Raw genomic sequence first — 13,868 nt, forward strand, 5'->3', positions numbered from 1 at the left:
ACCCCCACCCGCCTCGACTGACCGGATTTCAGTGGAAATCCGACCCCCGATCTCCACTGAAATCCGGTACCCCGGGGACCGGACTCCCACCGAACCCCGACACCCGCGACCCGAGGCCCGATTTCCACTGAAACCGGGTGCCTGATTTCCACTGAAGTCCGGTACCTGATTTCCACTGAAATCCAGTCATGGGCGTGACGAAGCCGAGGCCGCGGCTCCGGAGTGGAGTCGCGGCCTCGGCTGGTCGTTCTGGGTGTCAGGACTGGGTCTTGGCGTCCTTGGTGTCCGTCTCGGACTTCGTGGCCTCGCCGTCGTCCTGCTTCGAGGTGGTGCTCGGTTCCGCGGGCACCTCGTCGGTTTCCTTCGACGCGTCCTCGTCGCCGTCGGAGCCCTTCGACTCAGCCTCGTCGGCGTTCTTCGACTCGTCCTCGTCGGAGTTCTCGGGCTCGTCGCCGTTGTTGCGCTTCGGTTCGGGATCGTCGCCGTCAGCGGTGCGGTCCCGGGATTCCGCGTCGGAGTCTTCGGTTCCGCCCGACTCGCCGGGGGCCGTGGTGGAGGGGATGTCGTCCGGATAGGGCTTGCCCGCCAAAAGGGCCGGGTCTTCTCGCTTGCCGCGGACGACGAGGAGGTAGATGACCGCGCCGAGGAAGACCACCAGCGAGGTGAAGACGTTGATGCGGATGCCCAGGATGTGCGTGGCCTCGTCGCTGCGCATCATCTCGATCCAGACGCGACCGGCCGTGTAGCCAGCGACGTAGAGCGCGAACACGCGGCCGTGGCCCATCCGGAACTTGCGGTCGGCCCACAGCACCAGCAGGAAGACGCCGACGTTCCACAGCAGCTCGTACAGGAACGTCGGGTGCACCACGGTGATCGGCGTCGGGTCGACCGCCACGCCCGCGATCGGGTCGGCGAGCCCGGTGTCCGGGTCGATGCGCCGGTAGATCTCCAGGCCCCACGGCACGTTCGTCGGACCGCCGTAGAGCTCCTGGTTGAACCAGTTGCCCAACCGGCCGACGGCCTGCGCGAGCACCAGACCGGGCGCGACGGTGTCGGCGAACGCGGGCAGCGGCACGCCGCGCTGGCGGCAGCCGATCCAGGCGCCGACGGCACCGAGCGCGACCGCGCCCCAGATGCCGAGGCCGCCCTCCCAGACCTTCAACGCGTCCAGCGGGTTCCGGTCCGGGCCGAAGTACTTGTACCAGTCGGTGGCCACGTGGTACAGCCGCCCGCCGATGAGGCCGAACGGCACCGCCCACACGGCGACGTCGACGACCGTGCCCTCGCGACCGCCGCGGGCGATCCAGCGACGGCTGCTGATCCACACCGCGAGCACGATGCCGGCGATGATGCACAGCGCGTACGCGCGCAGCGGGATCGGTCCGATGTACCAAACCCCCTGCGGAGGGCTCGGAATGTTGGCCAGGAGCGGACTAGCCGAAGCGGCAACCGTGGCATTCACGACGCTTACGGTATCGGGCGCCCCACCACGGGTGAGCACCCCCCGTGCAGCATCACGGCAGGACAACGAACCCGTGACCCGTTGGCGAAGAACGTTTCGCGATCACGTCCCGCAATGACTTCGCCAAGCCGGCCGGTCGCTCAGGTGGGGGCGAGGAGGAAGCACCTCCTCGCCTGGCGTTCAGCCTCCGCGCACGCCCGATGCGAGGTCCGCGGCGAGGGCACGGACGCCCTCCGGGCCGTCCTGCTCCGCCCTGGTCACGAACGCCGAGCCGACGATCACGCCGTCGGCGAAGCGCGCCACCTCGGCGGCCTGCTCGCGGGAGCGCACGCCCAGACCGACGCCGATCGGCAGGTCGGTGTGCGCGCGGGTGCGCTCCACCAGGCCGGACGCGGCGGAGCCGACGGAGTCGCGCGCACCGGTCACGCCCATCACGGAGGTGGCGTAGACGAAGCCGCTGCTGGCCTTGGCGGTCAGCGCGAGCCGCTCCTCGGTGGACGACGGCGCGACCAGGAAGATCCGGTCCAGCTCGTGCTCGTCGGTGGCGGCGATCCAGTCCTCACCCTCGTCGGGGATGAGGTCCGGGGTGATCACGCCGAGCCCGCCCGCCGCCTTGAGGTCGCGGGCGAAGGCGTCCACGCCGTAGCGGTGCACGGGGTTCCAGTAGGTCATGACCACCGCGTTGCCACCGGCCTCGGCGATGGTGGAGACGATGTCGAACACCTGCCGGACGCGGAAGCCGGCGCGCAGCGAGGTCTCGCTGGCGGCCTGGATGGTCGGCCCGTCCATCACCGGGTCGGAGAACGGCAACCCGACCTCGACGAGGTCGCAACCACCGTCGATCATCGCCTTGAACAGCTCGTGGCTGTCCTCGACGGTCGGGTAACCGGCGGGCAGGTACCCGATCAGAGCCGCCCGGGATTCGTTGCGGCACGCCTGGAAAACCTCACGCAGGCTCATCACGCCTCCTCGTCGACGAGCCCGAAGTACTTCGCCGCAGTGTCCATGTCCTTGTCGCCCCGGCCCGAGAGGCTGACCACGATGAGCCCGTCCGGTCCCAGCTCCTGGCCGAGCTTGATCGCCCCGGCCAGGGCGTGCGCGGACTCGATCGCCGGGATGATGCCCTCGGTGCGCGACAGCAGCTGGAACGCCTGCATCGCCTCGTCGTCGGTCACCGAGCGGTACTCGGCCCGGCCGGTGTCCTTGAGGTAGGAGTGCTCCGGGCCGACGCCCGGGTAGTCCAGCCCCGCCGAGATCGAGTAGGCCTCGATGACCTGCCCGTCCTCGTCCTGCAGCAGGTAGGAGCGGGCACCGTGCAGCGTGCCCGGGGATCCCTCGCCGAGGGTCACGCCGTGCTCGCCGGACTCGATGCCGTGACCGGCGGGCTCGTAGCCGACCAGCCGCACGTCGGCGTCGTCGATGAAGCCGTGGAAGATGCCGATCGCGTTCGATCCACCGCCGACGCAGGCCACGACCGCGTCGGGCAGCCGACCGGCCATCGCCAGCGTCTGCTCGCGGGCCTCGTCACCGATGACGCGGTGGAAGTTGCGCACCATCATCGGGAACGGGTGCGCCCCGGCGGCCGTGCCCAGCAGGTAGTGGGTGTGGTCGACGTTGGCGACCCAGTCGCGCAGCGCCTCGTTGATGGCGTCCTTGAGCGTCGCCGAACCGTTGGCCACCGGGATGACCTCGGCGCCCAGCAGCCGCATCCGGGCGACGTTGAGGGCCTGGCGCTCGGTGTCGACCTTGCCCATGTAGACCACGCACTCCAGGCCCAGCAGCGCGCAGGCGGTCGCGGTGGCCACGCCGTGCTGACCGGCACCGGTCTCGGCGATGACGCGGCGCTTGCCCATCCGCTTGACCAGCAGCGCCTGCCCCAGCACGTTGTTGATCTTGTGCGAGCCGGTGTGGTTGAGGTCCTCGCGCTTGAGCAGCACGCGGGCCCCGCCCGCGTGCTCGGAGAAGCGCTTGGCCTCGGTCAGCAGCGACGGGCGACCGGCGTAGTTGCGCAGCAGGTCGTCGAGCTCGGCGAGGAACTCCGGGTCCTGCTGGGCCTTGGCGTACTCGGCCGCGAGCTCGTCCTGAGCCGCGATCAGCGCCTCCGGCATGAACCGGCCGCCGTACTCGCCGAAGTGCCCGCGCTCGTCCGGATCGTGCCCCTCGGGCACGGGTGTGCCCTGGCGGTGGGCGCGCGCGGCGTCAGCCCCGACGGTCATTGCCTTACCTCCTGTGCTTCGCACGCCGCACCGTCGAGCCTCAGCGGCTCGGACGCGGACATGCCGGGTGCGACCCGGCCGTCACCAGCTGGTTGACCGCCGATTTCGGGTTGTCGCTGGTCACCAGGCCCTCGCCGACCAGAACGGCGTCGGCGCCCGAACCCGCGTAGGCCATCAGGTCGCTGGGGCCGCGAACGCCGGACTCGGCGACCTTGAGGATGTCCTGCGGCAGCCCCGGAGCGATCCGGCCGAACACGTCGCGGTCGACTTCGAGGGTATGCAGGTTGCGCGCGTTGATGCCAATGATTTTCGCCCCGGCCTCCAACGCGCGGTCGGACTCCTCGGCGGTGTGCACCTCCACCAGCGCGGCCATGCCCAGCGACTCCACCCGATCGAGCAGCGCCTCCAGCACGTTCTGCTCCAGGGCGGCCACGATCAGCAGCACCATGTCGGCGCCGTGCGCGCGGGCCTCGTGCACCTGGTACGGGCTGACCACGAAGTCCTTGCGCAGGACCGGCGTGGCCGGAACCCGCTTGCGCACCGCGTCCAGATCGGCCAGCGAGCCGCCGAAGCGGCGCTGCTCGGTGAGCACGCTGATCACGCGGGCACCCGCATCGGCGTAGTCGGCGGCGAGATCCGCCGGTTCGGCGATCTCGGCCAGCTCGCCCTTCGACGGGCTGCGCCGCTTGACCTCGGCGATCACGCCCACGCCCTGCGATTTGAGCGCGGCCAGAACGTCGTGCGGCGGCGTCGCCGCCGCGGACAGCTGCTTGATCTCGTCGAACGGAATCGCCGATTCGCGCACCGCGAGATCCTCGCGAACGCCTTCGATGATGTCTTCCAGAACGGTCACGCGAACACCTCGCCGGCTGTGCCCCGAACACTCACCCGCAATGCCCAGACCTTGCTGAATGCGCAGTTGAACTCATTGCGCTCGATCACGACACTCCCCTTCCCGCCGTGCCGTCGCATGGCCGATGCTAAACCTCACCGACCGACCCCCTTACCAAGGGGTGGGCCGGGAGTCCCAGCGCAGCAAGGACCTTTGGCCCTGTCGCGAAGAGGACGCACCGGCTCCGGACGACGTCGAACAGCAGTTTTGGCAACCCTGGAGATCTTTCAGCGATCGTCTTCGTCCGTGGGATCGCGACCGGCGTCCAGTTCGTTCCACAGTTGCGTGTCCGGATCCTGGGATTTCTGCTCCTTCGCGGCCCCCGGCGCCGAGTAGCGCGCGCCCATCGCCGGCATCCGGCCCGCACGCACGATCACTAGCACACCCGCGATCACCAGCAGTAACGCACCCAGCGCCATGAGCAACGGCCCGATCGGCGAGCTGGAGAGCTCACCGATCGGCGTGCTGCCCGTCGGGAGGTCGCCGCCCGCGTGGGTGAACCAGCCGACGCTGAAGCTCCCGAAGGCGCGCCAGGCCAGCAGCGCACCGGCCAGCGCGATCAGCACGCCGACCAGCCGTCGCAGCAGCCCGCCGGTGGCCAGCACCGCGGCGACGGCGGCCAGCGCCGCCAACGCCATCGGACCCAGTTCCGGGCGGAGCACCGCGCCGGTCATGCCGCTGGTCGTCTCGGTGCCCATCGGCGTGCGGAAGCGCTGGCTCAGCCAGGTCAGGCCCGAGGCTCCCCACAGCGCACCGGCACCCGCGAGCACCAGCAGCAGCACCGACCACAGCAGCCCCTTCGAGGGCGGCCGGGGCTCAGACTCGCTGGTCAACGGCCGCCTCCCGGTCGCTCGGCGCCGCCAGCGTCTCGGCCGTGGCCACGGCGTTGAGCACCGCCCGGGCCTTGTTCAAGCACTCCTGGTCCTCGGCGACCGGGTCCGAGTCGGCGACGATGCCGCCACCGGCCTGCACGTAGGCGCGGCCGTCGCGGATCAGCGCGGTGCGGATCGCGATCGCGGTGTCGGCGTCCCCGGCGAAGTCCAGGTAGCCGACCACACCGCCGTACTGGGCGCGCCGCGTCGGCTCCAGCTCCTCGATCAGCTCCAGCGCGCGCGGCTTCGGCGCGCCCGACAGCGTCCCGGCCGGGAAGCAGGCGGTGATCGCGTCGAACGCCGTCTTGTCGTCGGCCAGCTGACCGGTGACCGTGGAGACGATGTGCATGACGTGGCTGTAGCGCTCGATGCGGAAGAAGTCGACCACCCGCACCGAACCCGGCTTGCAGACCCGGCCCAGGTCGTTGCGGCCCAGGTCGACCAGCATCAGGTGCTCGGCGCGCTCCTTCTCGTCGCTGAGCAGGTCCTTCTCCAGCAGCGCGTCCTCGTCCTCGTCGGCGCCGCGCCAGCGGGTACCGGCGATCGGGTGCGTCGTGGCCTGCCCGTCGTGCACGGTGACCAGCGACTCGGGGCTGGAGCCGACGATGTCGAAGGGCGTGCCGCCGTTGGGGTCGTCGAGCCGCAGCAGGTACATGTACGGGCTCGGGTTGGTGGTGCGCAGCACTCGGTAGACGTCCAGCGCGTCGGCCTGGGTGTCCATCTCGAAGCGCTGCGAGACGACCACCTGGAACGCCTCGCCCGCGCGGATGGCCTCCTTGGCCTTCTCCACCGCCGCGTGGTGCTCCTCGGGAGCTCGCTTGCGCTGGAAGTCCGGCTTCGGGCGGGAGAACGTCGCCACCGTGGGAGCCGCCGGGGTCTGCAGCCGCTCGGTCATCTCGTCGAGCCTGCGCACCGCGTCGTCGTAGGCGGCGTCCACCCGCTCCGGGCTGTCGTCCCAGTTCACCGCGTTGGCGATCAGCGTGATCGTGCCCTCGTGGTGGTCCAGCGCCGCCAGGTCGGTGGCCAGCAGCATCACCATCTCGGGGATCTGCAGGTCGTCCTCGGTCAGCTCGGGCAGCCGCTCCAGCCTGCGCACGGCGTCGTAGCCCATGTAGCCGACCATGCCGCCGGTCAGCGGCGGCAGGCCGGGAAGCGGGTCGGTGTGCAGCAGGCGGACGGTCTCGCGCAGCGCCTGCAGCGGGTCGCCGCTGCAGGGCAGGCCCACCGGCGGGGTGCCGGTCCAGTGCGCCTCACCGTCGCGGACGGTCAGGGCGGCGGCGCTGCTGGCTCCGATGAACGACCATCGCGACCAGGATCGACCGTTCTCGGCGGACTCGAACAGGAAGGTGCCGGGGCGGTTCCCGGCGAGCTTGCGGTAGACCCCGAGCGGGGTCTCGTCGTCCGCGAGCAACCGCCGCACCACCGGAATCACCCTGCGGTCCGCCGCCAGGGTTCGGAACTCCTCGCGTCCTGGGCTGATACTGCCGATCTCACCATCGCCGACCATGGGTGTCATTGTGCCGCGCACCCGTCGGGCCCGGTGCGGGACCTCCGCTTTGCCTCGCCGGTACCGGTGCCGCCAGGATGGGTGGGTGAGCACGACCGAACCGAAGCGGCGGGGCCGCAGGCCCAACGGCGCCGACACCAAAGCGGCGCTGCTGACCGCGGCGCGCGAGGTGTTCGCCGAGCAGGGCTACGACGCGGCCACCGTGCGCGCCATCGCTGGCAGCGCCGGAGTCGATCCGGCCATGGTCAAGCACTGGTTCGGCGGCAAGGAGGGGTTGTTCACCGCCGCGGTTCAGATCCCGATCAACCCGGCCGAGATCCTCAAGCAGGTCCTCGACGGACCACGGGAGGAGATCGGCGAACGGATCATGCGCCGGTTCGTCACCTCCTGGGACACGGTGGGAGGCGGGCAGTTCGCGGCGCTCATGCGCAGCGTCGCGGGCAACGAGCAGGCCGTCACCATGCTCCGGGAATTCGTGCAGAACGTGCTGTTCAACCGTCTGGTCAAGGTCCTGGACGTCGACAACCCGGAGCTGCGGGTGGCGTTGTGCGGCTCCCAGCTCGTCGGCCTGGGCATGGCCCGCTACGTGGTCCGCATCGAGCCCCTGGCCTCCGCCAACGCCGACACCGTCGCGGCCACCATCGGCCCCAACCTCCAGCGCTACCTCACCGGAGACCTGGGCGGCCTCACCTGAGCCCCACCCTCGAATTTCGCGCGAAATTCGAATCCCGAGCCGGAACAGGGCCTTGACCTGCAACGACACACCCGAACGCGGGGGCGGATTCGCACTTCGCGCGAAGTTCGCGGGTGGAGCTCCGGACTTGAACTTCGCGCGAAATGGGGAAACGCCTGGTGATCAGCCCTCGGGCAGCAGGACGTCGGCGTCGAAGCAGGTGTGATCGCCGGTGTGGCACGCAGCTCCCTGCTGGTCGACGACCAGCAGCAGGGTGTCGCCGTCGCAGTCGAGGCGGACCTCGTGGACGTGCTGGGTGTGCCCGGACGTCTCGCCCTTGACCCAGTAGGTGCCGCGGCTGCGGGAGAAGTAGGTGGCGCGGCGGGTGGTGAGGGTGCGGTGCAGGGCCTCGTCGTCCATCCACGCCATCATCAGCACCTCGCCGGTGCCGCGCTGCTGCGCGATGGCGGCGACGAGCCCGTCGGCGTTGCGCTTGAGCCGGTCGGCGATCTTCGGGTCGAGCTCGCTCATCGGACCGTGATCCCTTCCGCCCGCATCGCGTCCTTGACCTCGCCGATGCGCAGTTCTCCGAAGTGGAAGACGCTGGCGGCCAGCACCGCGTCCGCCCCGGCGTGCACGGCGGGAGCGAAGTGCTCGACCGCGCCGGCGCCGCCGCTGGCGATCAGCGGCACGTCGACGACCTCGCGCACCGCGCGGATCATCTCCAGGTCGAAACCGGCCTTGGTGCCGTCGGCGTCCATCGAGTTCAGCAGGATCTCGCCGACGCCCAGCTCCTCGCCCTTCGCGGCCCACTCGACGGCGCAGATGCCGGTGCCCCGGCGTCCGCCGTGCGTCGTGACCTCGAAGCCCGACGGCGTGGGCTGCCCGCCCTCGGGAACCCGGCGGGCGTCCACCGACAGCACGACGCACTGCGCGCCGAACCGCTTGGAGGACTCGTTGAGCAGCTCGGGCCGCGCGATCGCCGCGGTGTTCAGGCTGACCTTGTCGGCCCCGGCGCGCAGCAGCCGGTTGATGTCCTCGGTGCTGCGCACGCCACCACCGACGGTCAGCGGGATGAACACCTGCTCGGCGGTGCGCCGGACCACGTCGAAGGTCGTCTCGCGGTCCGAGGAGGACGCGGTGACGTCGAGGAAGGTCAGCTCGTCGGCGTGCTCGGCGTCGTAGGCGTTCGCCAGCTCGACCGGGTCACCGGCATCGCGGAGATCGGTGAAGTTGACTCCCTTGACGACCCGGCCCTGGTCCACGTCCAGGCACGGGATGACACGCACCGCAACACCCATGCGTCCAGCCTACGGCGACGGTCCGCGAACTTCGTCGTGGCCCCGACCACGCATGATCGAGGCCACGACGACCGATCGTCACCAGGGTGCGGTGGGGTTTCCCGCCGAACTCGCCCCCGCGGGCGCCTCCGGATCGACAGCCGGGCAGTGAGTGCCTTCGGCCGGCATGACGCCGTCGATCAGGTAGGCGTGGGTGGCGTCCAGGGTGCACCGGCTGCGGTCGTAGACGCCGTGGCCCCAACCGTCGTAGGTGAGCAGCGTGGCCTGCTCGATGTGGGAGTCCACAGTGGTCGCCCAGTTGTACCCCGTGGCCGGGTCGTGCAGGGCGTTGAGGATGAGAACCGGTGCGTCCGTGCGGATCTGCGGAACGTGCTGGGGGTTCTGCACCGGAGCCCGCCAGCCGAGGCAGGACGGGGCCACCACACCGCCCACTCCGGCGCGCACGTGCGGGGCCGCCTGCTGCTGCCGCCGGAACAGTTCGGCGTAGTGCTCGGCGGAATCGACCTCGATGCGGTGGTCGTTGCAGAACGCCGCCGCCGGGTTCGGGACCGGTTCCTGCTGCGCGGGGGAGATCGGCGCGCTGTCGCGCAAGGCGCCGAGCTCGGTGGCCAGCGCGTGCCAGTCCGGCCCGTAGAAGCCGCCGACGGTTCCGCGGGAGAGCTCGACCGGCGTCATCGGCCCGGAACCGCCCGGTTTCTGCAGATCACCGGCCTCGGCCCGGGCGTAGAGCCCGTCGTAGACCGCGCCGACGTCCTCGCCGTGCAGCGCGCACGCGGTGTCCCGGTCGCACCACTTCGCGAACTCGCGGAACGAGTCCTCCGCGGCCTCGGCCTGGGTGAGGAGGAATCCGGTGGCGTCCTGGCTGTGGTCGAAGACGCTGTCGAGCACCAGCGAGCGGACGCGCTCGGGGAACTGCTCGGCGTACATCTGCCCGGTCAGAGTCCCGTAGGAGATGCCGTAGAGGTTCAGCTGCTGCTCGCCGAGAGCTGCGCGGAACGCGTCGATGTCGCGGGCGACGCTCGCGGTGTCCATGTGGTCGACGATCGCGCCGCTGCGCGCCCGGCAGTCGTCGGAGGCGCGGCGGTTGTGGTCGAGCAGCCGCTGGAAGTGCTCGGGCCCGTCCGGAAGGGGGTCCGGCGCTTGGTCGATCAGCGCGGGATCGCACTGCACCGGGTGGCTGGCGCCGAACCCGCGCGGGTCGAAGCTGACCACGTCGAAGCGGGCGGCCAGCTCCGGCTCGAAGGGGTTGGCGGCGACCAGCGGATCCACGCCGGTGCCGCCCGGGCCGCCGGGCATGTGAACCAGCGTGCCGACGCGGTTGGTCGGATCGGTCGCGGGACGCCGCGCCACGGCGATGTCGATCTGCTCGCCCTGCGGGTTCGCCCAGTCCAGCGGGACCCGCACGGTCGAGCACTCGACCTCGGCGTTCTGCGCGCAGGGCTGCCAGTCCAGGGCGGGTTCGGCGTAAGCGGGTGCAGCCGCGCCCGCCGTCACCCCGACGGCCAGCAAAGCCCCCAGTAATCGTCGCATCGAGTTCCTCCAGCGGTGGTCGGATCCGTGTTTCGGATCACGACCACCACCGTGGTGATCTCAGGCGACGAAGTCGATCAGGGGATTCCCGGAGAAGGCCCGGGGTTTCAGCGAACGGCCGCCAGCGCTTCTTCGAGGGTGAAGTTCTGGGCGTAGAGGGCCTTGCCGACGATCGAGCCCTCCAGGCCGGCCGAGGCCAGCTTCGACAGCGCGACGAGGTCGTCGACGCTCGACACGCCGCCGGAGGCGATCACCGGTGCGTCGGTGCGGGAGCAGACCTCGCGCAGCAGCTCGGTGTTCGGGCCCTGCAGGGTGCCGTCCTTGCTGACGTCGGTGACGACGTAGCGGCGGCAGCCGGCGGCGTCGAGGCGTGCCAGCACTTCCCACAGGTCGCCGCCGTCCTTGGTCCAGCCGCGCGCGGCCAGGCGGTGGCCCTGCTCGGTGATGCGCACGTCCAGCCCGACGGCCACGTGGTCGCCGTACTCGGCCACGACGCGGTCGGCCCACTCCGGGTTCTCCAGCGCGGCCGTGCCGAGGTTGACCCGCGCGCAGCCGGTGGCCAGCGCGGCTTCCAGGGAGGCGTCGTCGCGGATGCCGCCGGAGAGCTCGACCTGCACGTCCAGCTTCCCGGTGACCTCGGCCAGCAGCTCGCGGTTGCTGCCGCGGCCGAACGCGGCGTCGAGGTCGACCAGATGGACCCACTCCGCACCCGCGCGCTGCCAGGTCAGCGCGGCCTCCAGCGGATCACCGTAGGAGGTTTCGGTACCGGCGGCGCCCTGCACGAGGCGGACGGCCTGCCCATCGGCAACGTCAACAGCGGGAAGCAGAGTGAAGCTCACGCCCACAACCCTAATGACGCCGCGCCGAGCCCGAATACCCGGCCACCACCTCCGCCTCCCCCGAACGGACGACGAATGTCGAATTTCGCGCGAAATTCGAATGATGCGACGTTTCCGCAGGTCAGCGCCGGGATCGCTCGCTGCGAACGATGGCCAGCAGCGGGACCGCGAGCACCAGGAGGCTCAGCGCGATCACCACGAGCAGCGGCACCCCGGCCTGGACCAGGTACGGGCCGCCGACGGTCGAGGCCATGCCGACCGCGAGCACCAGCGCCACCACGCGCACCGTGTTCGGGCCCATCAGCCCGTGCCGGCGGGTCACAGGGCTTCCAGCCAGTTGCGCAGCAGCCGGGCACCGGCGTCGCCGGACTTCTCCGGGTGGAACTGGGTCGCCATCAGGGCTCCGTTCTCGACGGCGGCCACGAACGGCTCGCCGTGTTCGGCCCAGGTCACCTGGGGGGTGGCGATCGTGTCGGAGCTCTCCAGCTCCCACTTGCGGACCGCGAAGGAGTGCACGAAGTAGAAGCGGGTGTCGGCGTCCAGGCCGGCGAACAGCACGCTGTCGCTCGGCGCCTGGACGGTGTTCCAGCCCATGTGGGGCAGCACGTCGGCGTGCAGCCGCTCGACGGTGCCGGGCCACTGGCCGCAGCCGTCGGCCTGCACGCCGTGCTCGACGCCCTGGCCGAACAGCACCTGCATGCCCACGCAGATGCCCAGCACCGGTCGACCACCGGAGAGCCGCTGATCGATGATCTTGTCGCCGCCGACCTCCAGCAGCCCTTCCATGCAGGCCGCGAACGCGCCGACGCCCGGGACCACCAGGCCCTCCGCCTCGACGGCGGCACGATGGTCGGCGGTCACCTCGACGTCGGCGCCCGCGCGCTGGAGAGCGCGTTCGGCGGAGCGGAGGTTGCCTGATCCGTAGTCCAAGATGACGACTCGTGCCACGGGTTCAGGCTACCGGCCTCACGCGACCCGTTTCCCGACCCCGTGCAGGAAGTGCGCCACCTCGCCCGCGATGCCGGTCGGGCCGAGCCCGTGCGCGGCCTCGTGCTCGTCCGCGGTGCCGTAGGCGCGCAGCTCCCGGTCCCGGCGCACCCCCAGCGACAGCACCCGGTGCGGGGTGTCGGCCAGCGCCTCGTCGACCTCGTGGGTGGAGGTGCCCCGCAGGTAGGGCTCGACGAGCACGACGTCCGGGCTCGCGGCGCGGACGGCGGCGCGCAGCCCGTCGGCGTCGAAGGGCCGGATGGTGGCGGTGTAGAGGACGGTGACGTCCATCGCTGCGGTGGCCGCCAGCACCGGCGCGAGCATCGGGCCCACGGCCAGCACCACGCCGTCGCGACCGTGCCGCACCGGGTGCCAGCCGGGCCCGGTCACGAGCGGTTCGGCGTTCGCGCGGTCGGAGAGCCGCAGGTAGACGGGGCCGTCGTGGTCGAACTCGCGGCTCAGCAGGGAGTCGACCTCGTCGGGGTGGCCGGGCACGTGCACGGTCCAGCCGGGCAGCGTGTCGATCAGCGCGACGTCACCGGGGGCCATGTGGGTGCGCCCGGCCGTCGGGTAGTCGTAGGAGGCGCCGGTGCTGACCGCGATCGCCCCGACGCCCTGGTGGCCGAGGTCGAGCTTGAGCTGCTCGAAGGGCCGTTCCACGACGAACGGCGTGATCGAGTGCAGCACCGGCCGCATCCCCGCCAGGGCCAGTCCCCCGGCGACGCCGACCATCGCCTGCTCGCGGATGCCGACGTTGAACACCCGGTCGGTGTGCCGGTCGAGGGCGTCGGTGAAGCGGTCGGCGGAGATCTCAGCCAGCACCAGCGCGACCCTCGGGTCGGCGTCCATGGCTTCGGTGGTGGTGCGCACGAACTGCTCGCGCATGCTCATCGGTTCCCTCCTCGGGGTTCGACCTCGGCGACCACCGCGAGCGGGCGGTCGGTGAAGGTGGCGCTCAGCGCCTGGTGGAGCGCGGTGTGATCGCGGCCGTCGACCACGCGGGTCGCCCAGCCCTCGCGCGCGAAGCGGTCGGCGATGCCGCCGGGCCAGCCGGTGCTGGACGAGCGGTTGTCGATCACCACGGTGGTCAGCCGGCCCAGTCCCCAGCGCCCTGCGACCTGGATGGCCTCGTGGTTGCTGCCCTCGTCCAGCTCGGCGTCGCCGACGAGCACGACCACGCGCGGCCGGTCGAGCCCCCGCGCCCGCAGGCCCAGCGTCACGCCGAGGGCGAGCGGGAGACCGTGCCCGAGCGAGCCGCTGCCGATCTCCACACCGGGAGCGAGCATCCGGTCGGGGTGGAATCCCAGCCGCGAGTCGAACTCGCCGAAGCGGTCGAGTTCGGCCGGGTCCAGGAAGCCCTTGGCGGCCAGGACCGCGTAGTAGGCCATCGGCCCGTGCCCCTTGGACAGCAGGAACCGGTCGCGCTGCGGGTCGTCGACGCGGTCCGGGCCGACCGAGAGAACCTGGTCGTAGAGCACCCACAGCACGTCGAGGGTGGAGGTGGCGGCGGAGTCGTGCTTCTCGTCGCCGGTCATCCTGGTCATCAGCGGACGCAGGTCCGCGTACTGGTAGTCCGTCTTGATCGCCAT

General features: G+C 71.0%; 15 protein-coding genes. 1 reads left to right on the forward strand and 14 read right to left on the reverse strand.

What is annotated here, in order from left to right; all coding sequences use genetic code 11:
• Positions 1-256: 256 nt before the first annotated feature.
• From lgt to E1181_RS14570, 6 genes are all read right to left on the reverse strand, one after another.
• Positions 257-1,462: a prolipoprotein diacylglyceryl transferase gene (gene lgt, locus E1181_RS14545; protein ID WP_132675036.1), complete on the reverse strand. Its 1,206-nt coding sequence runs from the start codon at positions 1,460-1,462 to the stop codon at positions 257-259.
• A gap of 180 nt (positions 1,463-1,642) precedes the next feature.
• Positions 1,643-2,425, reverse strand: coding sequence for a tryptophan synthase subunit alpha (gene trpA, locus E1181_RS14550; RefSeq protein WP_165944628.1), 783 nt, complete (start codon positions 2,423-2,425; stop codon positions 1,643-1,645).
• Positions 2,422-3,678 (reverse strand): tryptophan synthase subunit beta, encoded by a 1,257-nt coding sequence (gene trpB / locus E1181_RS14555; protein ID WP_132675040.1) that lies wholly within the window; start codon positions 3,676-3,678, stop codon positions 2,422-2,424. The genes trpA and trpB overlap by 4 nt, the downstream gene beginning before the upstream one ends.
• 40 nt (positions 3,679-3,718) lie before the next feature.
• On the reverse strand, positions 3,719-4,531 hold the full coding sequence (gene trpC / locus E1181_RS14560) for an indole-3-glycerol phosphate synthase TrpC (protein ID WP_132675042.1): 813 nt from the start codon (positions 4,529-4,531) through the stop codon (positions 3,719-3,721).
• 266 nt (positions 4,532-4,797) lie between these two features.
• Positions 4,798-5,403: a Trp biosynthesis-associated membrane protein gene (locus E1181_RS14565; protein ID WP_132675044.1), complete on the reverse strand. Its 606-nt coding sequence runs from the start codon at positions 5,401-5,403 to the stop codon at positions 4,798-4,800.
• On the reverse strand, positions 5,387-6,949 hold the full coding sequence (locus tag E1181_RS14570; protein WP_132675046.1) for an anthranilate synthase component I: 1,563 nt from the start codon (positions 6,947-6,949) through the stop codon (positions 5,387-5,389). The genes E1181_RS14565 and E1181_RS14570 overlap by 17 nt, the downstream gene beginning before the upstream one ends.
• Before the next feature lie 85 nt (positions 6,950-7,034).
• Here E1181_RS14570 and E1181_RS14575 point away from each other — a divergent pair, with 85 nt between their 5' ends.
• Positions 7,035-7,643, forward strand: a complete 609-nt coding sequence (locus E1181_RS14575) for a TetR/AcrR family transcriptional regulator (protein ID WP_235876773.1) — start codon at positions 7,035-7,037, stop codon at positions 7,641-7,643.
• Between the two features lie 162 nt (positions 7,644-7,805).
• Here the strand turns inward: E1181_RS14575 and hisI are convergent, their stop codons facing one another.
• The 8 genes from hisI to E1181_RS14615 all read right to left on the reverse strand — a co-directional run bounded on the left by hisI (position 7,806) and on the right by E1181_RS14615 (position 13,868).
• Positions 7,806-8,153: a phosphoribosyl-AMP cyclohydrolase gene (gene hisI, locus E1181_RS14580; protein WP_132675050.1), complete on the reverse strand. Its 348-nt coding sequence runs from the start codon at positions 8,151-8,153 to the stop codon at positions 7,806-7,808.
• The gene (gene hisF / locus E1181_RS14585; RefSeq protein ID WP_132675052.1) at positions 8,150-8,923 is read right to left on the reverse strand and encodes an imidazole glycerol phosphate synthase subunit HisF; all 774 of its coding nucleotides are present in this window, start codon (positions 8,921-8,923) and stop codon (positions 8,150-8,152) included. Before hisF ends, hisI begins: the two co-directional genes overlap by 4 nt.
• Positions 8,924-9,001: 78 nt before the next feature.
• Complete coding sequence (locus tag E1181_RS14590) at positions 9,002-10,453, reverse strand: alpha/beta fold hydrolase (protein ID WP_132675054.1); 1,452 nt, start codon at positions 10,451-10,453, stop codon at positions 9,002-9,004.
• Between the two features lie 107 nt (positions 10,454-10,560).
• Positions 10,561-11,292, reverse strand: coding sequence for a bifunctional 1-(5-phosphoribosyl)-5-((5-phosphoribosylamino)methylideneamino)imidazole-4-carboxamide isomerase/phosphoribosylanthranilate isomerase PriA (priA, locus tag E1181_RS14595; RefSeq protein WP_132675056.1), 732 nt, complete (start codon positions 11,290-11,292; stop codon positions 10,561-10,563).
• Between the two features lie 121 nt (positions 11,293-11,413).
• Positions 11,414-11,614, reverse strand: a complete 201-nt coding sequence (locus E1181_RS14600) for a hypothetical protein (RefSeq protein ID WP_207922154.1) — start codon at positions 11,612-11,614, stop codon at positions 11,414-11,416.
• Entirely contained in the window at positions 11,611-12,240 is a 630-nt protein-coding gene (hisH, locus tag E1181_RS14605; RefSeq protein WP_132675058.1) for an imidazole glycerol phosphate synthase subunit HisH, read from the reverse strand. The genes E1181_RS14600 and hisH overlap by 4 nt, the downstream gene beginning before the upstream one ends.
• An 18-nt stretch (positions 12,241-12,258) precedes the next feature.
• Complete coding sequence (locus E1181_RS14610) at positions 12,259-13,170, reverse strand: transketolase family protein (protein ID WP_132675060.1); 912 nt, start codon at positions 13,168-13,170, stop codon at positions 12,259-12,261.
• Complete coding sequence (locus tag E1181_RS14615) at positions 13,167-13,868, reverse strand: thiamine pyrophosphate-dependent enzyme (RefSeq protein ID WP_132675062.1); 702 nt, start codon at positions 13,866-13,868, stop codon at positions 13,167-13,169. Before E1181_RS14615 ends, E1181_RS14610 begins: the two co-directional genes overlap by 4 nt.

Source organism: Saccharopolyspora terrae, assembly GCF_004348435.1.
Lineage (GTDB): Bacteria > Actinomycetota > Actinomycetes > Mycobacteriales > Pseudonocardiaceae > Saccharopolyspora > Saccharopolyspora endophytica.